The sequence below is a fragment of the Salinicola socius genome (genome assembly GCF_001937195.1).
GTDB lineage: Bacteria > Pseudomonadota > Gammaproteobacteria > Pseudomonadales > Halomonadaceae > Salinicola > Salinicola socius.
This window is the reverse complement of record NZ_MSDO01000003.1, coordinates 230,997-254,196: the sequence shown is the minus strand read 5'-3', so window position 1 is coordinate 254,196 and position 23,200 is coordinate 230,997. Positions and strand designations below refer to the sequence as shown.

Annotated in this window: 24 protein-coding genes; 23 read left to right on the top strand and 1 reads right to left on the bottom strand. The window is 63.8% G+C overall.

The genetic code is table 11. From position 1 onward, the window contains the following. Positions 1 to 82: 82 nt before the first annotated feature. The 15 genes from BTW07_RS04100 (at position 83) to BTW07_RS04030 (ending at position 13,835) form a co-directional block, all read left to right on the top strand. Positions 83 to 655 (top strand): YceD family protein, encoded by a 573-nt coding sequence (locus BTW07_RS04100; RefSeq protein WP_341864692.1) that lies wholly within the window; start codon positions 83 to 85, stop codon positions 653 to 655. Positions 656 to 686: 31 nt separating this feature from the next. Beyond that, positions 687 to 857, top strand: a complete 171-nt coding sequence (rpmF, locus tag BTW07_RS04095) for a 50S ribosomal protein L32 (protein WP_075568877.1) — start codon at positions 687 to 689, stop codon at positions 855 to 857. A gap of 26 nt (positions 858 to 883) precedes the next feature. Further along, positions 884 to 2,002, top strand: a complete 1,119-nt coding sequence (gene plsX, locus BTW07_RS04090; protein WP_075568876.1) for a phosphate acyltransferase PlsX — start codon at positions 884 to 886, stop codon at positions 2,000 to 2,002. Between the two features lie 5 nt (positions 2,003 to 2,007). Next, positions 2,008 to 2,970 (top strand): ACP S-malonyltransferase, encoded by a 963-nt coding sequence (gene fabD / locus BTW07_RS04085; protein ID WP_075568875.1) that lies wholly within the window; start codon positions 2,008 to 2,010, stop codon positions 2,968 to 2,970. A gap of 12 nt (positions 2,971 to 2,982) precedes the next feature. After that, positions 2,983 to 3,726 carry a 3-oxoacyl-ACP reductase FabG gene (fabG, locus tag BTW07_RS04080; RefSeq protein WP_110641884.1) on the top strand — a complete coding sequence of 248 codons (744 nt, stop codon included), beginning with the start codon at positions 2,983 to 2,985 and terminating at the stop codon, positions 3,724 to 3,726. 96 nt (positions 3,727 to 3,822) lie between these two features. Continuing rightward, the gene (acpP, locus tag BTW07_RS04075; RefSeq protein WP_071233058.1) at positions 3,823 to 4,056 is read left to right on the top strand and encodes an acyl carrier protein; all 234 of its coding nucleotides are present in this window, start codon (positions 3,823 to 3,825) and stop codon (positions 4,054 to 4,056) included. Positions 4,057 to 4,349: 293 nt separating this feature from the next. Then, positions 4,350 to 5,588 carry a beta-ketoacyl-ACP synthase II gene (gene fabF, locus BTW07_RS04070; RefSeq protein ID WP_075568874.1) on the top strand — a complete coding sequence of 413 codons (1,239 nt, stop codon included), beginning with the start codon at positions 4,350 to 4,352 and terminating at the stop codon, positions 5,586 to 5,588. A gap of 7 nt (positions 5,589 to 5,595) precedes the next feature. Continuing rightward, the gene (gene pabC, locus BTW07_RS04065; RefSeq protein ID WP_075568873.1) at positions 5,596 to 6,402 is read left to right on the top strand and encodes an aminodeoxychorismate lyase; all 807 of its coding nucleotides are present in this window, start codon (positions 5,596 to 5,598) and stop codon (positions 6,400 to 6,402) included. 50 nt (positions 6,403 to 6,452) lie between these two features. After that, positions 6,453 to 7,463: an endolytic transglycosylase MltG gene (gene mltG / locus BTW07_RS04060; RefSeq protein ID WP_075568872.1), complete on the top strand. Its 1,011-nt coding sequence runs from the start codon at positions 6,453 to 6,455 to the stop codon at positions 7,461 to 7,463. 52 nt (positions 7,464 to 7,515) lie between these two features. Further along, positions 7,516 to 8,172 (top strand): dTMP kinase, encoded by a 657-nt coding sequence (gene tmk / locus BTW07_RS04055; protein WP_075568871.1) that lies wholly within the window; start codon positions 7,516 to 7,518, stop codon positions 8,170 to 8,172. Continuing rightward, on the top strand, positions 8,163 to 9,146 hold the full coding sequence (locus BTW07_RS04050) for a DNA polymerase III subunit delta' (protein WP_075568870.1): 984 nt from the start codon (positions 8,163 to 8,165) through the stop codon (positions 9,144 to 9,146). The genes tmk and BTW07_RS04050 overlap by 10 nt, the downstream gene beginning before the upstream one ends. A gap of 146 nt (positions 9,147 to 9,292) precedes the next feature. Beyond that, positions 9,293 to 10,099 carry a TatD family hydrolase gene (locus BTW07_RS04045; RefSeq protein ID WP_075568869.1) on the top strand — a complete coding sequence of 269 codons (807 nt, stop codon included), beginning with the start codon at positions 9,293 to 9,295 and terminating at the stop codon, positions 10,097 to 10,099. Between the two features lie 61 nt (positions 10,100 to 10,160). Continuing rightward, on the top strand, positions 10,161 to 10,694 hold the full coding sequence (locus BTW07_RS04040) for a DUF1285 domain-containing protein (protein WP_075568868.1): 534 nt from the start codon (positions 10,161 to 10,163) through the stop codon (positions 10,692 to 10,694). Next, a complete protein-coding gene (locus BTW07_RS04035) occupies positions 10,691 to 12,970 on the top strand; it encodes an ATP-dependent helicase (protein WP_075568867.1) in 2,280 nt (759 codons plus the stop codon). Before BTW07_RS04040 ends, BTW07_RS04035 begins: the two co-directional genes overlap by 4 nt. A gap of 46 nt (positions 12,971 to 13,016) precedes the next feature. Further along, the gene (locus BTW07_RS04030; protein WP_075568866.1) at positions 13,017 to 13,835 is read left to right on the top strand and encodes a sulfurtransferase; all 819 of its coding nucleotides are present in this window, start codon (positions 13,017 to 13,019) and stop codon (positions 13,833 to 13,835) included. A 43-nt stretch (positions 13,836 to 13,878) separates the two neighbouring features. Here the strand turns inward: BTW07_RS04030 and BTW07_RS04025 are convergent, their stop codons facing one another. Further along, positions 13,879 to 15,564, bottom strand: coding sequence for an electron transfer flavoprotein-ubiquinone oxidoreductase (locus BTW07_RS04025; protein ID WP_075568905.1), 1,686 nt, complete (start codon positions 15,562 to 15,564; stop codon positions 13,879 to 13,881). A gap of 413 nt (positions 15,565 to 15,977) precedes the next feature. On the opposite strand from BTW07_RS04025, the gene BTW07_RS04020 reads away from it, so the two are divergent. The 8 genes from BTW07_RS04020 to BTW07_RS03985 all read left to right on the top strand — a co-directional run bounded on the left by BTW07_RS04020 (position 15,978) and on the right by BTW07_RS03985 (position 23,100). After that, the gene (locus BTW07_RS04020; RefSeq protein ID WP_075568865.1) at positions 15,978 to 16,739 is read left to right on the top strand and encodes an electron transfer flavoprotein subunit beta/FixA family protein; all 762 of its coding nucleotides are present in this window, start codon (positions 15,978 to 15,980) and stop codon (positions 16,737 to 16,739) included. Positions 16,740 to 16,753: 14 nt separating this feature from the next. Further along, the gene (locus tag BTW07_RS04015; RefSeq protein WP_075568864.1) at positions 16,754 to 17,680 is read left to right on the top strand and encodes an electron transfer flavoprotein subunit alpha/FixB family protein; all 927 of its coding nucleotides are present in this window, start codon (positions 16,754 to 16,756) and stop codon (positions 17,678 to 17,680) included. A 273-nt stretch (positions 17,681 to 17,953) separates the two neighbouring features. Further along, positions 17,954 to 18,793 (top strand): DUF3450 domain-containing protein, encoded by an 840-nt coding sequence (locus BTW07_RS04010; RefSeq protein WP_244158303.1) that lies wholly within the window; start codon positions 17,954 to 17,956, stop codon positions 18,791 to 18,793. Then, positions 18,790 to 20,196 (top strand): MotA/TolQ/ExbB proton channel family protein, encoded by a 1,407-nt coding sequence (locus BTW07_RS04005; protein ID WP_075568863.1) that lies wholly within the window; start codon positions 18,790 to 18,792, stop codon positions 20,194 to 20,196. The genes BTW07_RS04010 and BTW07_RS04005 overlap by 4 nt, the downstream gene beginning before the upstream one ends. Then, the gene (locus BTW07_RS04000) at positions 20,180 to 20,713 is read left to right on the top strand and encodes a MotA/TolQ/ExbB proton channel family protein (protein WP_075568862.1); all 534 of its coding nucleotides are present in this window, start codon (positions 20,180 to 20,182) and stop codon (positions 20,711 to 20,713) included. Before BTW07_RS04005 ends, BTW07_RS04000 begins: the two co-directional genes overlap by 17 nt. Beyond that, positions 20,706 to 21,113: an ExbD/TolR family protein gene (locus BTW07_RS03995; protein ID WP_075568861.1), complete on the top strand. Its 408-nt coding sequence runs from the start codon at positions 20,706 to 20,708 to the stop codon at positions 21,111 to 21,113. Before BTW07_RS04000 ends, BTW07_RS03995 begins: the two co-directional genes overlap by 8 nt. Beyond that, a complete protein-coding gene (locus BTW07_RS03990) occupies positions 21,113 to 21,889 on the top strand; it encodes an energy transducer TonB (protein WP_075568860.1) in 777 nt (258 codons plus the stop codon). Before BTW07_RS03995 ends, BTW07_RS03990 begins: the two co-directional genes overlap by 1 nt. A 2-nt stretch (positions 21,890 to 21,891) precedes the next feature. Further along, complete coding sequence (locus tag BTW07_RS03985) at positions 21,892 to 23,100, top strand: tetratricopeptide repeat protein (protein WP_083941496.1); 1,209 nt, start codon at positions 21,892 to 21,894, stop codon at positions 23,098 to 23,100. The last annotated feature ends 100 nt before the right edge of the window (positions 23,101 to 23,200 follow it).

The following is a 23,200-nucleotide window of genomic DNA, read 5'->3' as shown; positions in this document are numbered from 1 at the left end:
ACGTTTGCGCCGCGGGCTCTGGCTCCAGTCCTGGTCCAGGGCCCGAAGTCGGCGCTTGTTCGGCAACAGAATAGCGTGAATCATGCGCTTTGACAGGAACACGGTGAATCCCTATGATGTCGCGCCTATGTTGACCAGACGACTTCCTCCGACCGTTGAGCCCTACCGGGCAGCGGCTAACCAAGAAATGATCGAGGGGCTCGTTGACCTCGAGGCGCTGGTACGCCTGAAAGACGAGATCGGACAGCAGCAGGGTAACGCCGTCGTCAAGTTGCAATTCGACGTCGACACGCAGCGACGTCATCTGATCGATGGGGAGCTGGAAGCGGACCTGATGGTGCCGTGCCGGCGGTGCCTGCAGCCGATGCCGGTATCCGTTGCAAGTCACTTCAAGCTGGCCATCGTCAGTGACGATGCGTTGGCGGCGGAGGTTCCCGGCGATTACGAGCCGGTGCTGGTCAATGGTGAACAGCTTGACCTGCTGGGGGCGATCGAGGATGAGTTGATTCTCAGCTTGCCTCAGGTGGTCTATCACGAGGAAGCGGACTGTGCGATTTCTCGTGAGCAAATGAGCAGCGGTGATGCCCCGGTCGAAAAGGTCTCCCGCCCTGACAGTCCCTTCGACGTCTTGAAGTCGTTGAAGGGAAAATTCTGAACCCGAAAGACATTGACGTTGGAGTCATATCATGGCCGTTCAACAAAACCGTAAAACCCGTTCCAAGCGTGGCATGCGTCGTGCACACGATGCCCTGACCTCTCCGGCCCTGTCGCAGGATCAGGAAACCGGTACCACGCATCTGCGTCACCACGTTGCGCCGGACGGCTACTATCGTGGTCGCAAGGTCATCGACGTTTAACGAGACCTCAGGCGTTTCGTAAGGCAATGCGCATCGCCATCGATGCCATGGGCGGGGACTTCGGTCCCCGCGCCACTATGGGTGGTCTGTTCCTGGCGTTGGCCCGCCATTCTGATCTCGAGCCTTCAGTGTTCGGTCCGCAGGCGGAGCTTCGTGCTCTGGTGTCGGAGCTGGCCAAGGCCTCGGGAGATTCCTCCGTCGCCAGGCGCATCAGATTGGTGGACGCACCGCGGGTCGTGCTGCAATCCACGCCGCCGATGGAAGCCTTCGATGACCCCGCTGCAACCAGTCTGTACGGCATGCTCCAAGCCGTGCGCGAGCGTCAGGTAGAGGCGGGTATTACCTCCGGCAACACCGGTGCGCTGGTCGCGCTGGCTCGGCGCGAGCTGGGTACGGTTCCCGGTGTCTCGCGACCTGCCATCAGCACGGCTGTGCCGACGCGAAAGGGAGGGCGGTGCTATCTGCTCGATCTGGGTGCCAGCGTCGATGTGCATGCTCGCCATCTCGTCGATTTCGCCCATATGGGAGCCCTGATGGCGCGCGTCGTCGACGGCGTCGCGGTGCCCAGGGTGGCGTTGCTGAATGTCGGCGTCGAGGCGAGCAAGGGCGTGGCTCGTGTGCGTGAAGCCGACGCGCTGCTGAAATCGCGCGGTGGCAGCGATTTCGAGTACATCGGGTATCTGGAGGGCGATGGCATCTTTTCCGGTCTCGCCGATGTCGTGGTTTGCGACGGCTTCGTCGGGAATGCCGTGCTCAAGGCCAGCGAAGGGGTGGCCCAGATGCTGCTCAAGCGCCTCCAGGAGACTTTCGAGTCCCACTGGTCGACGCGCCTGGTCACGGCCTTGGCGAAGCCGGCGTTGATGAGGCTCAAGGCGCAGCTGGATCCGGTGCGACATAATGGCGCCAGTCTGCTGGGGCTGAATCGCATCGTGGTGAAAAGTCACGGTAATGCCAGTGCCCAGGCTTTTGCCTTCGCCATTGATCGAGCAATACGAGAAGTCGAGGTCGGGCTGCCGGATCATTTCCGCGCCGCGTGGTCTCATGACGCAGCGACGCCTGTTATCTCGTCGACCGTTACCGGCGGCCGAGTGGATAGCGGGTCTCGCGATACGACGAGATCCGACGATCCATCATTTCAAGGGTGAGCGCGATGACGCAATCACTGGCTTTGGTCTTTCCGGGGCAAGGCTCTCAGCAGATCGGAATGCTGCGAGAACTTGCCGAACGTTACAGCGTCGTGCGCACGACATTCGATGAAGCATCGGAAGCGCTGGGCTACGATCTCTGGCATGTCGTTCAGGACGGTCCCGAAGAGAAGCTTAATGCAACCGCTTGTACGCAACCCGCGCTGCTGACTGCCAGTGTGGCGATCTGGCGCGTCTGGCAGGAGCTCGAGGGGCCTCGTCCCAGCATGATGGCGGGTCACAGTCTGGGTGAGTACAGCGCCATGGTCTGTTCCGGTGCGCTGGGCTTCGCCGAGGGCGTGAGGCTGGTTCGCTTGCGTGGCGAAGCGATGCAGCAGGCGGTGCCGGCCGGTGTGGGTGCAATGGCGGCGGTTCTGGGCCTGGACGACGCGGCGGTGGAAGTGGCCTGCCGGGACGCGGCGCAGTCGGAAGTGGTTTCCGCGGTGAACTACAATTCACCCGGCCAGGTCGTCATCGCCGGTCATCAGGGTGCTGTCAATCGGGCGATTGCCCTGTGTCAGGAGGCGGGCGCCAAGCGCGCGCTGCCGCTACCGGTGTCGGTACCGTCGCACTGTGCCTTGATGCAGCCGGCGGCCGAGAAGGTCGAGCAGGCGATGGCTGAGATCGAATTCAGGCTGCCACGCTACGCTGTCTATCAGAACGTCAACGGGCAGGTGCCGGCGACGACCGAGCTGCTCCAGCAGCGTCTGGTCGAACAGCTCTACCGTCCGGTGCGATGGACCGATTGTGTCAATGCCATGTTCGAAGATGGCGCTACCGTTTTCATCGAGTGCGGCCCGGGCAAGGTCCTGACGGGATTGAACAAACGTATCCAGCGCCAGGCCAAGGGTCTCGCCGTCAATGACCCCGATACACTGGCGTCGGCGCTCGAACTGGCGCGTGATGCGCTGGATGTACAAGAGCCTTAGAGGATGGATGACATCATGACCGAACGTAGAGTCGCACTGGTCACGGGCGCGAGCCGGGGAATCGGTCGCGCGGTCGCGCACGAGCTGGGGCGTCAGGGGCGCATCGTCATTGCCACGGCAACCAGTGAAGAGGGCGCAGGCAGGATCGATGACGATCTCAAGGCTCAGGGTATCGAGGGGCTGGGACTCGCCCTGAACGTCACCGATCAGGCCAGTATCGAGGCGGTGTTCAAGCGCATCACCGAAACCTTCGAGGCGCCCACCATTCTGGTCAACAATGCCGGCATCACTCGTGACAATCTGCTGATGCGGATGAAGGAAAGCGAGTGGGATGATGTGCTCGATACCAACCTGAAGTCGGTCTATCGTGTTTCCAAGGCCAGCCTCAGGGGCATGACGCGGGCACGCTTCGGTCGCATCGTCAACGTCAGTTCCGTCGTCGCGATGATGGGCAATCTGGGTCAGGCCAACTATGCTGCCGCCAAGGCCGGCATGGAGGGCTTCACGCGAGCACTGGCGAGAGAAGTGGCCTCGAGGGCGATCACGGTCAATGCCGTGGCGCCTGGGTTTATCGATACCGATATGACGCAATCCTTGCCGGAAGCGCAGCGCGACGCGCTACTGGCGCAGATTCCCTTGGCGCGTCTCGGGCAGCCCGCGGAAATCGCCGCCGCCATCGGGTTTCTCACCAGCGATGCTGCCGGGTATATTACTGGCGAAACGCTGCAGGTTAACGGCGGCATGAACATGCGGTAATCCTCCCGCGACGCGGGTTGCGTCGTTCGGGGGCGGTCTATAAACTACCCGCAGCTTTTTAGCTGGCGGATTCGTACCACTAGGAGTAACGACATAATGAGCACCATCGAAGAGCGCGTGAAGAAGGTTGTTGCCGAACGCCTGAACGTCAAGGAAGAGGATATTCAGAACTCCTCATCCTTCACCGAAGACCTCGGCGCGGATTCGCTGGATACCGTCGAACTGGTGATGGCGCTCGAAGAGGAATTCGACACCGAAATTCCCGACGAAGAAGCAGAAAAGATCACTACCGTTCAGGAAGCGATCGACTACATCGTCGCTCACCAGTAAGCCTTACGCTCTCCGCTGATGCGGAGAGTTCAAGCTGGCTGAAAGCGCCGATGTCCGGAAAGCCGCTCTCATGGAGAGCGGCTTTCTGCATTTCAGCGAGGGGTTTTCGAGCTCCCGCTGGAGGTAGGTCGCGAAAGTCAAAGTCCTGGCTTGCGACGCCCATCTCGGGGGTTGTTCAGGTATAATTCGCGCCAGTCGGGCCCAGATGGAGCCGCGATCTCGTGATGCAATGGCCAAGGCCGACCTTCACGGGCGCGCCTCCAGTGGCCATCAGGAAGTTCGGAGGAGATTCGATGCCGCGCAGAAGAGTGGTGGTGACCGGGCTGGGGTTGGTAACGCCAGTCGGTAACACGGTCGAGGAGAGCTGGGAGAGCCTTCTCGCAGGAAAGAGTGGCATCTCGCCGATCGAGCATTTCGATACGACCGGGTTCAATACCCGGTTCGGCGGTGCGGTCAAGGACTTCGATATCGGCGAGTATCTCAATCCCAAGGATGCTCGCAAAATGGATCTGTTCATCCAGTACGGTGTCGCCGCGGCGACCCAGGCGATGCGCAATTCCGGTATCGAGTGTACCGAGGAAAACGCGCATCGGATCGGCGTGGCGATCGGTTCGGGAATCGGCGGACTACCGATGATCGAGCGCAATCACGATTCGCTCAACAAGGGTGGGCCTCGCCGAATTTCGCCGTTCTTCGTGCCCGGTTCGATCATCAACATGATCTCCGGCAGTCTGGCCATACAGCATGGCTTCAAAGGGCCGAATATCGCGATTACCACAGCTTGCACGACGGGTACGCACAACATCGGCTACAGCGCGCGAACGATCGCCTACGGCGATGCTGACGTGATGTTCTGCGGGGGTGCCGAGATGGCGACCACGCCCCTCGGGCTGGGTGGTTTCTCGGCGGCCCGGGCACTTTCCACGCGTAATGACGACCCGCAGGCAGCCAGTCGGCCCTGGGATCGCGATCGCGACGGGTTCGTGCTGTCGGATGGGGCCGGTGTCATGGTGCTGGAGGAGTACGAGCACGCCAAGCGCCGTGGTGCGACCATCTTCGCCGAGCTGACCGGCTTCGGCATGAGCGACGACGCCTTCCACATGACCTCGCCTCCCGAAGATGGCAATGGCGCGGCGGCCTCGATGACCAATGCCATTCGTGATGCCGGAATCGATCCATCCGATATCCAGTACATCAACGCCCACGGAACCTCGACGTCAGCGGGTGATGTGGCGGAAAGTCGGGCGGTGGAGCGGGTCATGGGGAGTGCTGCCGATCGGGTCGCGGTCAGTTCGACCAAGTCGATGATCGGTCATCTTCTGGGCGCCGCGGGCGCCGTCGAGGCGATCTTCTGCGTGCTGGCGATTCGGGACCAGATCGCGCCGCCCACGATCAACCTCGACAATCCCGATGAGGGTTGCGTGCTGGACTACGTGCCCAACACCGCTCGGCAAATGCCGATCAGCACGACGCTATCGAACTCCTTCGGGTTCGGCGGCACCAACGGTTCGCTGATCTTCTCACGGGTCTGAATCGACGATGCGTGATGCCAAGCTGCCGATCGACGACCGGGGTCTTGCCTACGGCGACGGCCTGTTCGAAACCGTGCTAGTACGGGATGGGCAGCCGTTGCTGTGGGATTATCACATGGCGCGTCTTGACGAAGGGGTCGAACGGCTATCGCTGCCGCGACCGGATTTCACGGCTTTCGACGCGCTGCCGGCGCAGTGCGGACCGGGCCTTCAGGTTCTCAAGCTGATGCTGACCCGTGGTAGTGGTGGACGGGGATACCGTCCGCCCGAGCCAGGCGAGCTGCGCTGGCGCTGGACCGCCTCGCCGTTTCAGCCGTCCCCCGAGCGCTGGTTCGAGGGTGTCGCCGTGCGTTGCTGCGAACTTCGCCTGGGCATTCAACCCCGTCTGGCCGGCATCAAGCATCTCGCTCGACTGGAAAATGTGCTGGCCCGGCAGGAGTGGCAGGACGATTCGATCGCCGAAGGACTGCTGTGTGATAGTCACGGCGACCTGGTCGAAGCCACGACCATGAACCTGATCTGGCTCCGGCGCGGTCGGCTCGAGACCCCGCTACTGGATCGCAGTGGCGTCCGAGGCACGCTGTTGAGTGCGCTGGATGACGCCGTCGAGTTGCACTGGGTGCGAGAAGATCTGGACACCTTGCTGGAAGCGGACGCGGCCTGGCTGCTCAACAGCGTCCAGGGCGTCTGGCCCATTCGGCGGCTCGATGATGCCTGTGGAAACCCTCTCAAACAGTGGCCACCAGCGGTCGATTGCGCGATCCAGAGGATTGCCCACCGACGCCTGGGTTACCCGCTGAATCCTGGTGACTGAGCCAGTATCTTGCTGGGGCGCGCCACGAGGCGGATACCCGGCAACTAAGGATGAACATGCGTGTCCTCAAAATTCTGATCGTGCTGTTGCTGCTCGCCACGGTTGTGGTGTTCGGCGGATTTCACTACTGGCAGAAGCAGCTCGATGCCCCGATTGCGCTCGAGGAACGGACGGTTTACGAAGTCCCGCAGGGTGCCGCTTTCAATCGCGTCATTCGCGATCTTGAAAGTCAGGGCATCATCGAGGCGGCCTGGCCCTACCGAATTCTGGCGCGCATCGCCCCCAAGGCGACCCAGGGACTCCGCGCCGGCGAGTTCGAAATCGACCCGGGGATGAATGGTCGTCAGCTGATCGCGCATCTCTCCAGCGATCAGGTGGTGACCTACCGGCTGACGGTGCCGGAAGGCTGGACGTTCAAGCAGATGCGCCGGTTGCTGGACCGGGCGCCGAAGCTCGAGCACCGAACTCGAGAGATGAGTGACGAGGAGGTCATGGCGGCGCTCGGTCACGCCGGGACCTACCCCGAGGGCCAGTTCTTCCCCGACACCTATCGTTACCACAAGGGCGTCACCGATACCGAACTGCTGCGCCGGGCGTACGACCGCATGCAGCAGACGCTGAAAACGGTATGGGACGAGCGTGACGACGATCTGCCGATCGACTCGTCGTACCAGGCACTGATTCTGGCCTCGTTGATCGAGCGGGAAACCGGCGTTGCCACAGAGCGAAAACAGATTGCCGGCGTCTTCACGCGACGGCTGGAGAAAGGCATGCGCCTGCAGACGGACCCGACCGTCATCTACGGCATGGGCGACAGCTATGTCGGCAACATCACGCGTGCCGACCTGCAGCGCCAGAATGCCTACAATACCTACGTCATCGAAGGCTTGCCGCCGACGCCGATTGCCATGCCGGGGCTGGGATCGCTCGAAGCGGCCGTGCATCCTGCCGATGGCGACACGCTCTATTTCGTGGCCAAGGGTGATGGCTCGCATCAGTTTTCGCGGACGCTGCAGGAACATAACGCGGCGGTTCGTCGCTACATCCTGAATCGAGATTGAGATCGCGGGCTTGTTCCCACGAAAATCGACCATACCGACGAGACGACACCGCATGAGCGCAGGCGATATCGAACGGCAGAGCGGGCGCTTCATCACGCTGGAAGGTGGGGAAGGCGTCGGCAAGACGACCAACGTCGGCTTCGTCTGTGACTGGCTGACGGCGCGGGGCATCGAGGTCGTGCGTACTCGGGAGCCCGGTGGTACGCCGGGCGCCGAAGCGATCCGCGAGCTGCTGCTGGATCCATCACGGGAAGAGGCGTGGAGCGACGACGCCGAGCTGCTGCTGGTGTTTGCCGCTCGTGCCCAGCATCTTGCCGAACGTATCCGGCCGGCGCTCGACCGCGGTGCCTGGGTCGTCTGTGACCGGTTTACCGATGCCACCTTCGCTTATCAGGGTGGCGGTCGCGGGCTGGACTTCGAGCGTATTCGAACGCTGGAAACGCTGGTTCAGAACGGGTTGCAGCCCGATCTCACGCTGCTGCTCGACGTGCCGATCAGTGTCGCCGCACAGCGTGTCGCGCGCCGCGGTGCCCAGCTCGACCGCTTCGAGCGCGAGCGTGAAACATTTTTCGAAGCCGTGCGCGCGGCATACTTGGCGCGAGCCGATTCGCACGACCGATTCGCCATCATCGATGCCTCGCCGGAACTGGCAGCGGTTCAACAAGCCATCGAGCAGTGCCTGAGCGAGAGGGTGGCCGCATGGCTGTGACGCCGCTGCCGTGGCAGCTCGATCGCTGGCGACAGCTGATCGAGCTGCAGGATAGCGGCCGTCTCCCGCATGCCTTGCTGCTTTCCGGCCCACGCGGCGTCGGCAAGCAGCCACTCGTTGATGCGCTGATCGCAAGAACGTTGTGCCGTGTACCCGGCGAGGTCGCCTGTGGCGAATGTCACGGCTGCCGCATGCTGGCGGCGGGCTATCATCCCGATCTGATCAGCGTGGCGCCGACGGAAAAGTCGCGCCAGATCCGCGTCGATGCGATTCGACAGGTCAACGGCTTCGTCTCCCAGACGGCGCAGCAGGGCGGCTATCGGGTGATCCGTATCGAGCCGGCCGAGGCGATGAATGTCGCGGCATCGAATGCGTTGCTGAAGAGCCTCGAGGAGCCGGGCGAGCGGACGCTTTTCATCCTGGTCTCCGACGTACCTTCGCGGCTGCTGGCGACGATTCGCTCGCGCTGTCAGCACTGGAGCTTCGCGGTGCCGTCTTTGGAAGCGGCCGAACCCTGGCTGCGTGAACGCCTGGGTGACGGGGAAGACGCGCATTTCTGGCTGCGTGTTGCCGGTGGCCTGCCGCTGCTGGCCGAAGAACTGGCGGGTGCCGATGCCCGAAATCTGCGTCAGGATCTGCGGGAGCTCTTCGATGCGCTGGTGCGCGGCGGCGAGCCCGTGGGGGAAGCCGCAAGACTCGATGCGCAGGCGCTCGATCGCATATTATGGTACGGCATCGCCTGGCTGGAGGACCTCATTCGGCTCGGGTTGTCGGGCGACCCGCAGCGAGTGCGCAACAGCGATCTGCTGCCGCTCTATCGCCAGGCGGTCAAGAATGCGCGGGTCCGTGACTGGTTTCGATTGCTCGACTACGCCCGCGAGCAACGTCGCCTGCTGGCGGCCGGCGGCAATCCCAACCCGCAGCTGGTACTCGAGGCCTGGCTGGTTCGCTGGTCGGCGCTGTTGCGCTCTTGAGCTGCCGACACCGGCGCGGGACCACGGGGCGTCTGTCCGTTACACACATTGAGTCCGTCCTGTCCCTGTCGGGCGATGGCGACTGCGTTGTCACGTGACACGCCTGATCGGCTTCGCCGAACGGCTCAATCATTCTGGAAATATTCATGTTCGTCGACTCCCATTGTCATCTTGATCGTCTCGACCTGTCGCCCTATGGCGGCGATCTCGATCCGGCCCTGCAGGCGGCGCGGCATCGCGGCGTTCATCGCTTCCTGGCAATCGCGACCTCGCTGGATGGGGCTCCGAATCTGGCCGAGATCGCGCGACGTCACGACGATGTCGATATCAGCATCGGCTTGCATCCGCTGCACGAAACGGCCGCAGAGCCCGACAGCCAGGCGATACAGGCGTGTGCCGATCGCTTCGGCGCGGTCGCCATTGGCGAAACCGGGCTCGATTTTCATTACGACAGCGTGCCGCGCGAGACCCAGCGACAGCGTTTTGTCGCTCATCTGCAGGCGGCTCGCGAGCTCGAGCTCCCCGTCGTCATTCATACCCGCGATGCTCGGGAAGAGACCCTGGCGCTGATTCGCGAACACGTCGATCCGAAGGTGGGTGGCGTGCTCCACTGCTTTACCGAAGATATCGATATGGCGCGAGAGGCGGTTCGGTCTGGCTTCTACATTTCGTTGTCGGGGATCGTCACGTTTGCCAGCGCCGATGCATTGCGGGCCGTCGCTCGTCAGATACCCCTGGATCGGCTGTTGATCGAGACCGACAGCCCGTTTCTCGCGCCGGTTCCCTACCGTGGCCGGTCCAACGAGCCACAGTGGGTCGTCGAGGTTGCCGAGTGCATCGCGCGCGAACGAGGCATCACGGTCGATGAAGTGGCGATGCAGACCCGCGCCAACTTCTATCAGCTGTTTCCCGGCTGCGCGCCCGGTGGTCAGGCTGACAATCCGTTCGTGTAATACCGTTCACTGGCGTGGGATGCTCCAGCTCATCCGAGGGTATCGCCACAAGGGGATCACGATGAAACTCGACACGCTGTTTCGTCAGTTCGATGCACAAGCGATGCCACCGCTCGAGCAGTGGGATCCGCCGTTCTGTGGCGATATGGATCTGGTCATCGCGGCCAATGGCGATTGGATTCACGAGGGTTTGCCGATACGGCGGCCGGCGCTGATCAACCTGTTGAGTCGAGTGCTTCGACGTGAAGCCGACGGTGACTACTATCTGGTAACGCCGGGGGAGAAACTGCGCATCGTGGTCGAGGATCTGCCGTTGCGTGTGACCGATGCCGACCGGATAAATGGCGACTGGCACGCGACGACCGCCTGCGGAGATAGTGTTCCGTTGGACGCCAGCCATCGACTGTTTCTGCTCGCCGCGCCGAATGGCGATCTGCTGCCGGCGTTGCCCATTCGTCACGGTTTGCGGGCGCGCTTGCATCGAAATCTGTTCTACCGCTGGGTCGAGCTCGCCGAGCAGCACGATGACGAGGTCGGATTGTGGAGCGGCGGTGTGTGGCACTCGCTCGGCCGCCATGACGATGGCTCGACATGACCGATAGGGCCCTTTCGACTTTGCCCGACGTCGCCACTGCCGACGGTTTGACTGCCGAGCAGCGTGCCGTCGTCGGCCATCTCGAAGGTCACGCGCGGGTCGCGGCGGTGGCCGGTGCCGGCAAAACCACGACGCTGGTGCGGCGGGTGCTTCATCTGCTCGCCAGCGGCGAAAATCCGCGCCGTATTCTGGTGCTGATGTTCAACCGCGCGGCCCGGGATGACTTCCGCGCCAAACTGACGCGGGAGGCGCCGTCGAACGTCGTGCTGCCGGAGGTGCGAACCTTTCACTCGATCGGGCATCGCCTGAGTCAGAGTCTGACGCGCTGGGGCTATCTGCCGCCACGTCAATTGCTGCAAGCCGACTGGCAGCGGGAGCGGCTGTTGCGCCAGGCGGTGATGCAGAGTCTGGCCTCGGCCGATAGTGAAACCCGGGAAGCGGCGCTCGATGCCGATCGGCTCGAGGCTTTCGGGCAGTTCTGCGATCTGGTGAAAGCCGAGGTCGTGACACCCGCCGAATTGTTCGAACGACTGGGCTATACCGGTGGCGAACGCCATTTCATCGATGCGTTCGATGTCGCGGAGTCGCTGCTCGAAGCCTCGGCGTCGATGACCTATGCCGATCTGCTGTATCGCCCATTGCGATGTCTTGAAAGCCACGCGGATGCCCGACGGCGGGTCGAGGGGTTCCTAGGTCACGTCATCGTCGATGAATACCAGGACATCAATGAAGCCCAACTGCGACTGCTCAGGGTTCTCGCTGGTCATCAGGCGCAGGTCATGGCGGTGGGCGATGCCAACCAGTGCATCTACGAGTGGCGCGGCGCTCGGCCCGATGCGATGCTGGCGCGCTTCGACGGATTGTTCGGTCGGGCCAGCGAGTATCCGCTTTCATTCACGTTTCGCCATGGCCACGCCCTGGCATTGGCGGCCAATCACGCCATTCGCAACAACCGCCAGCGTTGGGATCAGCTCTGCCTGGCGGCGCCCGGAAATCCGCTGACGCAGCTTCGAACCGGCGTCGGCGCCAGTGCCCTGCTGGAGGCGTTGCAGCGCTGGCACGCCGATGGCCGGCGAACCGATGAAGCTTGCGTACTGGTGCGCAGCTGGTCGTTGTCGGTCTCTGTCCAGCTTCAGCTGTTGCGTGCCGGCATCCCGTTTCGACTGGCGCAGGAGGAACGCTTCGTGTTCCGGCTACCGCTGGTTCAGGCATTGGCGGGCTATCTCCAGCTGGCCCGTGAACCGCAACGGCTGCAGGATCCGGCCCACCTGACCCTGCTGTTCTCGCAGCCGACCACCTTCGTTGCCCAGGAGCGGGTACGTCGGCTGGTCGAGGAGCTCGCGCGTACGCAGCAATGGCCGGCGCGCGAGGCCACGGTGCTGGCCGGGCTCAAACCCGGACAGCGCCGTCATCTCAAGCGTCGCTGGCAACTTCTGTGTGAACTACCCAAACTGGCCGCGTGGCCTCCTGCCAAGCTGCTCGAGCATGTCGTCGATGCCATCGATGCCGAGAAGGTTCTGCGTCGATCAGCGGCGCGGCGGGAGAAGGGCGACGACGACGTGCGTCTGCTCGACGTGCTGATCGAGCAGGCCGGCGAGCTCGCCAGCGATCCCGATGCGTTCATCGAGCTGTTGCGCAATCCGGTGGAGAATCGGCCCGACGGGGTCTTGATCAGCACGGTGCACGGTGCCAAGGGGCTGGAGTGGCCGCTGGTGGCGGTATGGGGCCTGAACGAAGAGGATTTTCCCCATTTCAGCCGGGATAATCCGCTCTCCCCGGAGCGGCTGGAGGAGGAGCGCCGGCTCTATTACGTCGCCATCACCCGAGCCCGTGAGCAGCTACTGCTGGTTCAGGACGGGGGCGACCATCGGCCGAGTCGCTTTCTCGAAGAGACGGCAGTGGAGGACTGCCGTCGAATCGATCTGGCGATCCGAGGCGATCGCGAGGTCGCCGTGGCGGTCCGTGAGCCGGAAATGATAGGTACCTATCTGGAACGTATTGGTCGGGAGTGCAGCGACCTGGAGCACCTTGGCCAGGACGTCAAGCTTCATGCCCGACAACCGGAGAGGTCCTTCACGGCGCCGGACGCGGATGCCGGTTCGAGTTCCGGCGCGCCTTGGCAGGTCGGGGATCGAGTGCGGCATGCCAGTTTCGGTGATGGCGAAGTTCTGGTCGTCGAGGGTAACGACGCCAACCCGGTCATCGATGTGCGTTTTGATTCGGCCGGCCGCCGCCGATTGATCGCGGCACGAGCGCCGCTGACGAAACTGTCCTGATCAGCCAGACTGTGACTTTCGAGCGATGCTCTTTCAGGAGCCGACCATGAATCGATCCGTTCTCGTAACGGCAGAAGAACTTCAGCAGAGCCTGACAGGCGAGCGGCCACCGCTGGTGTTCGACTGCCGCGTTTTTCGTGGCGGCGAGCAGCCCGGCGACCGTCTGTACCTCCCGGCAAGCGTTCCTCTATCTCTCGAGGAAGACCTTTCTGCCGAGCCGGGGGCGGGCGGTCGGCATCCGCTGCCTTCCCGCGATGAATTCACGGTGACACTGCAGTCCATGGGTGTGACGCCGGGGCGACCCATCGTGGTCTACGATGACAGCGGCGGTCAGCTGGCCGCCGCGCGAGCCTGGTGGATGATCGCCTGTTGGGCGGGCCATCCCGAGGTGCGCGTGCTGGACGGAGGCGTTGCTGCATGGCAGATGGCGGGCGAGGAGCTGGTGACAACGCCAGCCACGCCCGGAGCGCCGAGCCGTTGGGTTCCCTCGTTCGATGATGAGGCGCTGGTGTCGGCGGATCTGCTTGCGGAAAAAGGCGGGCAACTGGTGGACGCCAGAGCCATGTCGCGCTTTCGCGGACTCGAAGAACCGCTGGACCCCATCGCGGGGCACATTCCGGGAGCGGTGTGTCGTCCCTGCGCGGAAAATCTCGAGGCATCGGGGCAGTTCAAGCCGCCTCGCCAGCTAGCCAACGAGCTACCCAAAGCCGATCGGCTGACGGCGTACTGCGGTTCCGGCGTTACCGCCTGCCATAACATCCTTGCCTATGCCGTCGCAGGCCTGCCGCTGCCGCGCCTCTACCCGGGCTCCTGGAGCGAGTGGATTCGGGATTCGGCGAGACCGATCGCGACCGGCGATGCCTAGCACCGCCGATCCGGCCTGAAGGATGTTCGGCGCTGATGCGCCATTACATGTTGGGATAGTTGGGCCCGCCGCCGCCCTCCGGCGCCACCCAGGTAATGTTCTGGGACGGATCCTTGATATCGCAGGTCTTGCAGTGGATGCAGTTCTGGAAGTTGATCCGGAACTGCGGTTTTCCCGCTTCCTCGACCACTTCATAGACCCCGACCGGACAATAGCGCTGCGCAGGCTCGGCGTATGCCGGCAGGTTTTTCTCGATCGGAGTATCGGGATCGCTGAGCTTGAGGTGGCAGGGCTGGTTCTCGTCGTGATTGGTATTCGACAGAAAAACCGACGACGGTTTGTCGAAGGAGAGCTTGCCGTCCGGTTTGGGATAGTCGATCGGCGACGATTCCGCGGCAGTATTCAGCTGATGATCCGGCGTGGTGTCGCGCTGGACCGGCAACTTCCCGCCCAGCCACTGATCGATGAGATTGAAAGCGCCACCGCCGACGGTACCGAACTTGTGGATCGCTGGACCGAAGCTGCGGCTGGCTTGCAGCTCCTGCCATGCCCAGCTCGCCTCCCAGGCTTGAGTGAAGTCGGTAAGCTCCTTGCCGCCCGCGTCGCCGGCGGCAATCGCCGCGAATACCGTTTCCGCTGCGATCAGCCCGGACTTCATCGCCGTGTGAATGCCCTTGATCTTGGCGAAGTTGAGCGTGCCGGCATCGCAGCCGAGCAGCAGGCCGCCCGGCATCGTCATCCTGGGCAGGCAGTTGGCGCCGCCCTTGGTGATCGCACGAGCGCCGTAGGCCACTCGCTTGCCGCCCTCGAGCTGACGTTTCAGCAGCGGGTGGTGCTTCATGCGCTGGAATTCCTCGAAAGGCGAAAGATAAGGGTTGCGATAGGCCAGATCGACGATCAGCCCCACCATGACCTGTTGATTGTCGCCATGGTAGAGAAACCAGCCGCCGTGGCTGTCGCGGCCATGATTTCTGTCATTCAAGGGCCAGCCGGAACCGTGCAGGACCAGACCTGGCTCGTGCTGTTCGGCGGGCACATCCCAAAGCTCCTTGAAGCCGATGGCGTAGTGCTGCGGATCGCGACCGGCATCGAGCTCGAAGCGGGCGATCAGCTGCTTGCCGATATGACCGCGAGCCCCTTCGCAGAACAGCGTGTACCTGGCGCGTAACTCCATGCCGGGCATGTAGTTGGCGGTTTCGCTACCGTCGGCGGCGACGCCCATGTCGCCGGTGATGATGCCGCGTACGACGCCCGCGTCATCGACGATCGCTTCCTGCGCGGCAAAGCCTGGGAATATCTCGACCCCGAGCGCTTCGGCCTGCTCGCCCAGCCAGCGGCACAGGTTGCCGGCACTGATGACGTAGTTCCGGTCGCCGGCGCCGGTCGAGCCATCCCCGGTCGAATCAGCCCGGGCGGTGTTGTGCATCGACTTCGGCACCAGCGCGTTGGGCAGTTTCTGCGCCTTGTCGGCGTCTTTCAGCAGGTAGAGTTCATCGCGCAGCACGGGCGTGTTCAGCGGCGCGCCACGTTCGGCCCAATCCGGGAACAGCTCCGACAGCGCACGGGGTTCGAAAACGGCGCCGGAGAGGATATGGGCTCCGACTTCCGACCCCTTCTCGACCACGCAGACCGAGAACTCCCGCTCGGCCTCGTTCGCCTGTTGCATCAGGCGGCATGCCGCCGATAGCCCGCTGGGGCCTGCGCCTACGATCACGACGTCGAAATCCATGGATTCACGTTCCAAAACCCTGTCTCCTCGCTTGCTGGCAGAACGTGCGCCTTCACGTCTGCTCGGTCTGTGCGTCGGCGGCTGTTGACCGCCTTTGTTATCGCCTAACGCTGGTCAGGTGCCTGATGTTATGCCATCAGGCGCTGTTCTTATGCGAAGGTGCTGCTTCGGCAGCACCCCTCTGATGCGCTATCATCGCATTTTCGCCCAATCCTGTCCCGAAGGCGCACCATGCTGGTGCCGTGAGGAGCGGTGAGAGGGCCGAGTTGACCCAAGCCTGCGTCGGCGTGATCCTGTCTCCGCCGACGTTTTTGTTGCCTGTATCACCTCACGATGACGATCATTCACATCCCGATCGTCACTGCCGACCGAGCTCTACCGGGTCGGCCTGTCATTAGCCTGCGAGGACACCCATGAAAGTACTCGTCGCGGTCAAACGCGTCATCGATTACAACGTCAAGATCCGGGTCAAGCCGGATCACTCCGACGTGGACCTGACCAACGTCAAGATGGCCATGAATCCGTTTTGCGAGATCGCGGTGGAAGAGGCCGTCCGTCTCAAGGAGAAGGGCGTCGCCACCGAGATCGTCGCCGTTACGGTTGGCCCCAAGGCTGCCCAGGAACAGCTGCGCACGGCGCTGGCGCTGGGCGCGGATCGCGCCATCCATGTCGAGACCGATGCGCACGTCGAGTCGCTGGCGGTGGCCAAGCTGCTCAAGGGCGTGGTCGACGAAGAGAGGCCCGATCTGGTCATTCTCGGCAAGCAGGCGATCGATACCGACAACAACCAGACCGGCCAGATGCTGGCGGCACTGACCGGTATGGGGCAAGGTACTTTCGCCTCCGAGATTGCCTTCGGTGATGGCGTCGAGGAAGGCCAGGTTCGTGTCACTCGCGAGATCGATGGCGGCCTGCAGTCCATTGCGCTCAAGTTGCCGGCGGTGGTGACCACCGACCTGCGCCTGAACGAGCCGCGCTATGCCAAGCTGCCGGATATCATGAAGGCCAAGAAAAAGCCGCTGGAAACCACGACGCCGGAAGCGCTGGGCGTGGCCGTGACCGGCGGCCTGACCCTGCTCAAGGTCGAGACCCCGGCCGAGCGCAAGGGCGGCGTCAAGGTGGGCTCCGTGGACGAGCTGGTCGACAAACTCAAGAACGAAGCCAAAGTGCTTTGATAGGAGCGGATCTCATGAGGACTCTGGTTCTGGCCGAACACCACGAAGGGCGCCTGGCTGCGGGCACCGCGCATGTCGTCGCTGCCGCGCGAGCCATCGGCGGTGAGGTCGACGTATTGATTGCCGGCGAGAATGTGGCAGGTGTTGCCGAGGCGGCCGCCAGGCTCGACGGCGTTTCGCGGGTACGGGTTGCCGACAACGCGGCTTACGCGCACCAGCTGGCCGAGCCGCTGGCGGATCTGCTGGTACAACTGGCCGAGGATTACAGCCAGGTGCTGGCCGCAGCATCGACCGATGGCAAGAACGTGCTGCCGCGTGTCGCCGCGCTCAAGGATGTCTCCCAGATCTCCGAAATCTTGAGTGTCGAGAGTGCCGATACCTTCAAGCGCCCGATCTACGCCGGTAATGCCATCGCGACGGTGCAGTCCAGTGATTCGCTCAAGGTGATCACCGTGCGCACCACGGCATTCGACGCGGTGGGCGAAAGCGGAACGGCGACGATCGAGGCGCTGGCGTTCGTGGCCGACAGCGATCTATCGCGGTTCATCGGTGAAGAACTGGCCCACAACGAGCGACCGGAGCTGAGCGGCGCCCGCGTGGTGATCTCCGGCGGCCGTGGCATGGGCAATGGCGACAACTTCAAGCTGCTCAACGGGATTGCCGACAAGCTGGGTGCCGCCGTCGGCGCCTCGCGCGCTGCTGTCGATGCCGGCTACGTACCCAACGACATGCAGGTCGGGCAAACCGGCAAGATCGTCGCCCCCGATCTCTACATTGCGGTGGGTATCAGCGGCGCGATTCAACATCTGGCCGGCATGAAGGACTCCAAGGTGATCGTTGCGATCAACAAGGACGACGACGCGCCGATCTTCCAGGTCGCCGACTACGGTCTGGTGGGCGATCTGTTCGAGATCCTGCCCGAGCTGGAACAGAAGCTGTAACCGACGCGCTGAAGCGAGTCAGCAAGCCGGTGCCCTTGGCACCGGCTTTTTTGTGCCTCGCAGTCGTCTGACGGAGCGAACATCCGATGTCAGATGCTGAGCTATCTTATACGGATTGATAATTGTTCTTGTTTGTATTAGCGTATCGCGTCGAATTCAGCTTCGTGACACCGCCGGTCAGGGCCGCGTCGAAGATGCGCAGGCAGTGGTCCCACGCCCCCTGACGGCGCTCGCCACCCGCCCGTGGTTACTGCTCATACGCAAGGAGATAGCGTGGTGCATGATTTTTCGCGGAAACGAGAAGGCCGGCGTCTGCTGACGTCGCTCCTCGCCGCCCTGAGCCTGGTCGGCGTCGGTACGGCACTGGCACAGGACTCGCTCAGTCAGGCCAGTATTCAGGCCCAACAGACCCAGGCCGCACTTCAACAGCGTATCGATGACGCCGACGACGCCACCCGGGAAGCCCTGCAGCAGCTGCGTCAGGCCAACCAGCAAGCCGATCGGCTCGAGAGCTACAACGCCGAGCTGGCGCCGATCGTCGATAATCAGGCCAAGCGTATCGCGTCCGAGAAGCAGGCGCTGACCCAGATCAATGTGACCCGAGAGGCGCTGCCGGGTGAGTTGCGCGACATGGTCGAGCAACTGCGCGCCATGATCGGTGCCGACATGCCATTTCTGCGTGACGAGCGTCTGGCTCGCGTCGACGACCTGGAGCAGATGCTGTCCAGCGACGACGCGTCCCAGGCGGACAAGCTGCAGCGAATCTTCTCCGCCTGGCGTGCCGAACTCGCTTACGGGCGGGAGATGGATCAGTGGAGTGGTCCGCTCGAGGGGGCACAGTCCGATGCGGCAAGCCAGGGTAGTCAGCTCGCGCGGGAAGTCGATTATCTCCGGGTCGGACGGACGGGCTGGTACTACGTGACGCCGAACGATCGGGCCGGTGGTGTCTGGAGCGTCGCCAACGACGAGTGGGAAGCCTTGAACGGTGACCAGATCAGTGAAGTGCGTCGCGGCATCCGGATCGCCCAGGATCAGAGCGCGCCGGCGCTGCTGCACCTGCCGGCATCGCTGGTCGTCGAAGATGGTCAGTCAGCGGCGGAGGGACAGTCATGACACGTCACGCATGGTGGTTGGCATTGCCCGTCGCGGCGATGACGTTGTTGCCCGGCGTCGCCGTTGCGCAAGCGGGTGGCGCCGGCGGTGGCGATGCGCCGTCGATGCAGCAGGTACTGGAGTCGTTCCGCGCCGATAGCCAGGCAGCCGAACAGCGCGATAGTCAGCGGCTGGAGACGTTGCTCGATGATCGGCAGGCGCTGCAGCAGGCCGTTGCGGATGCCCAGCAGCGTCTGCAGGCGGCTCAGGCCAAGCGCGATCAGCTGGAATCCCGCCAGTCCGCTCAGCAACAGCAGCTGACGGCGCTGCAGCAGCAGCGTAACGAGCAGGCTGGCGACATCGGGGACATATCCGGGATCGTCAAGCAGCAGGCCAGCGAGCTTCGGGACTCGCTGGGCGAGAGCTGGCTGACGATCGGGGGTAACGCTCAACTGCCGCCTCGTCTCGACGATCGGGGTCTGGTCGATCTGCAGACTTTGAATCAGGTACGTCAGGACCTGGCGGGGCTGATCGCGGAAAGTGGGCGCGGTGTAAGATTTCAGGCTCCGGTGGCCGGTGCGGATGGCGATGTCGCTCAGCGTGATGTGGTTCGCCTGGGTGACACCGTGGCGTTCAGCAATGGCGATCTGCTGCAGCGAGTTGGCGATGACGGACGCCTCTCGGTATTCGCGGCAACGCCGAGGGATGCCCGTCAGGCGCTGCAGGCGTTTCAACAGGGAGACGGCAACCAGATCGTGATCGATCCGACCGATGGCGACGTGCTGAGTGCGCTATCCCAGCAGCCGAGCCTGTGGGAGCGCTTCGAGCAGGGCGGCTACGTCGGCTACGTGATCGTCGCGCTGGGACTCGTCGGTCTGCTGGTGGCACTGCTCCAATACGGCTATCTGCTGCAGGTCAGCGCGCGTATGCGCCGACAGATGCGGCAGCCCGAGGCGCTCAGCGAAGACAATCCGCTGGGGCGGGTCCTCAAGCGATTTGCCGCTCTGGGCCGCGATCATGCCCCGGAAGCGCTGGAGGCGCGTCTCGACGAAGCGCTGTTGGCAGAGCAGCCGCGCCTGGAACGGGGGCAGCCGATCGTCAAACTGATCGCCGCCGTCGCGCCGTTGCTGGGCCTGCTGGGCACGGTGACCGGCATGATCGTCACCTTTCAGTCGATCACGGTGTTCGGCACCGGCGATCCGCAGCTGATGGCGGGTGGTATCAGCCAGGCGCTGGTCACTACCGTTCTCGGGTTGATCACGGCCGTACCGCTACTGTTCGTCAATACCGCTTTGAACAGCCGCAGCCGTCGATTGATCGGGCTGCTGGAAGGCCGTGCCAGCGCGGTTCTGGCCGAGCATCTCGAGGCCGAAACGATCGCTGTCGCCCACGCCGAGGAGCGCCGTCATGGTGCTCACGCTTGAGCCTATCCGCTGGCTGATCAGTGCCGGCGGCGAGGTGCTGGTGCTGATCATGCTGGTGGCAATGGCGCTGTTCGCGATTTCGCTGGAGCGTCTGTTCTATTGGCGGTTCACCCATCGACGTGCCCGTCGGGTGTTGATCGAGGCGTGGATTCGACGCCGCGATCACTCGAGCTGGAGTGCGCTGACGCTACGTGAAGTGTGGACGAGCGAGTTGATCGCCCGGCTGCGCCTGCCATTGCCGTGGCTCAAGCTGCTGATCGCGATCTGCCCATTGCTCGGCCTGCTGGGAACGGTGACCGGAATGATCCAGGTATTCGATAGCCTGGCCCTGACCGAGAGCAGCCAGGCCCGAGCGATGGCCGACGGCGTTGCCCAGGCCACGCTGCCGACGCTTTGCGGGATGGCCGTCGCCGTGGTTGGGCTGCTTTTCGTCACTCGTCTGGAACAGATCATTCGGCGCGAGGATCAGCGGCTCCATGACCGCATGGCCCGCGCCGTGGAGGACTCTCATGCGTAGGCGTCGCTTGCGGGAAGCCAGTGACGACTCGACCGGCATCGATCTGACGCCGATGCTGGACGTCGTTTTCATCATGCTGATCTTCTTCATCGTCACCACCAGTTTCATCAAGGAGAGTGGCGTCGAAATCCAGCGGCCCGAGTCGAGCGAGGCAACGGCACGCCAGGACACCCGGGTGCTGGTCGCCATCACCGGCGAAGGTGCGATCTGGGTCGACGGCGAGGCGGTGGACGCCCATCGCGTCGGGGTTCGTGTCGCGCAACTGGTCTCCGGTGATGGCAGCGTCGTGGTTCAGGCCGACAAGAACTCGACGACCGGCTTGCTGATCCAGGTCATGGATCGCATCCATCAGGCCGGTGTCGAAAACGTTGCCGTGGCTGCCAATCGGGGCGCCGGCTGATGCGCAGGTTGGTCGGGCTGGCGGGTGGCGCGCTGCTGGCGTTGCTGTTGTTCTATCTGTTGGCGCTGCTGGTGGCACCGCCGGTGCCGGATCGGACCCAGGTGGTGACGCCGACGGCGATCTCGATGGTCGATTCGCCAGATCAGCAGCAGGCAGAGCCGACGCCAACCTCGCCGGCATTGCCGACCCCTCCGAGTGCGCCGCCGCCACCGCCGGCAGCGACCCCCGTCCCCGCGGCTGAGGCGCCAAGCCCGGTGGAAATCCCGGAGCCCGATACCCCACCAATGCAGACGCCGGATCTGACGCTGGATGAGTCGCTACCCGAGCTGAGCGAGGCGCGGCCGGAGCCCGAGCCGAAGCCACAACCGCAACCCGAGGCTGATCCGGAGCCACAGCCGACGCCAGAAACCGTGGCGGAAGCGGCGCCCCAGCCCGAAGCCGCGAATGCCCCGGCCCAGCCCGATCCCGCGCCGCAGCGGCCGCCGCAGGGCACGCAGGCGTCTCCCCGCGATGTCGGCCAACTGCAGCCTACCAGTCGGGTCAATCCGTCCTATCCGATGCGCGCGCGCCGTCGGGGTATGGAAGGGTACGTGGAGGTCAGTTTCATCATTCAACCCGACGGGCGCGTCGATACCGACAGCCTGCGAGTGATCGATGCCGATCCGGCGAACGTCTTCGATCGTGCGGTGGAAGAGGCCGTGTCCCAATGGCGGTTTCCGCCGGCGGACGATGTTCGGCGCGCCACTCAGCGTATCCAGTTCCAGTTGGAGGGCTGATCGTGAATTCCAAGAAGGGCTGCCGTCCGGGCAAGCGCTACCTGCCGCTGGTGACGGCGATTCTGTTCAGTCTCGGCGGCGTCCCGCCGGTGGAGGCCGAGGGTCCGGCGCTGCGTGCGGACATGATCCAGACGCTGCAGTCGATGCAGTCGCAGCTCAAGGCCGGCGAGGACGCGACGGTGGCCTCGCGCGCCGCGGCCTCGGCCGCGCGTCTCGAAGGGGGCAACGCCGCGGATCGTTGGGCGCGTGCGCTGTTTCTGCAACTGGCGGCCTCGGCCAATGCCCATCAGGGGAATGACGCCGAGGCTGCGGATCAGTTCGCCGAAGCGCGTCGCATCGACGACGTTCCCGATACCCGCCGTCTCTCCTGGCTTTATCAGGAAGCGCGTTTGCGTCTGAGCGCCGGCCAGACCCGGCAGGGTGCGGATCTGTTGACACGGTGGGTCGAGCGCAGCGGCGGCGACGACGCCTCACGCTGGCTACTGGTCCAGGTGCGCGCCTCGCTGAAAGAGTGGTCGGCCGCGGCCGACTCGCTCGATCGTATAAGTGAGTCGGATACAGGGGGTTGGAGCCCGTCGCAACGGCAATTGGCGAGTACCGTCTATCAGCAGACGGGGCGTTTCGACGATGCGCTGGCGCTGTTGGGCGACGGCGGGAATTCGCCCGATGCATGGCGTCGCGCCGCCGGGCTCGCCCGGCAAGCTGGCGATGACGGCCGTGCCGCCGCGATCTGGGAAAGCGGCTGGCGACGCGGCGTATTGACCTCGAACGACGACCTGCTGCAACTGGCCAGGTTGCATATCGCGGGTGGAACGCCGGCACGTGCCGGCGAGCATCTGACTCGATGGCTGGACAGTGGCCAGCTGGATTCCAGTACCGCGAATCTTCGCCTGCTTGCCGAGGCGTGGACGGCGGCGCGCCATCATGATCAGGCGCTGGCGGCATGGCAGACACTGGCCGAACGAAGCGATCGGGCGCAGGACTGGCAGCAGTTGGCCGAGCTCTCTTACGGTTGGGGTGAATGGCAGACGACGCTGGACGCACTTGCCGGTTTGCGCCGGTCGGGTGGCGAGATTTCCGGCCGCGATTGGCTGCTGCAGGGCATCGCCGCCACGCAGCTCGACCGGCCCGATGTAGCGCGCAAGGCGTTTCGCCAGGCCAAGGCGGCGGGCGTCGAGCAGGCGCAGCAGTGGCTGGATTCGCTGGGCTAGACGGTGGATTGGGCGCCAGGTTGGGCAGGCCGGGCGAAAGGCGGCTGCCAACGCGGGACGCGATAGGGAACGAAAACGGCGACGCCTGGGGAATCCGGGC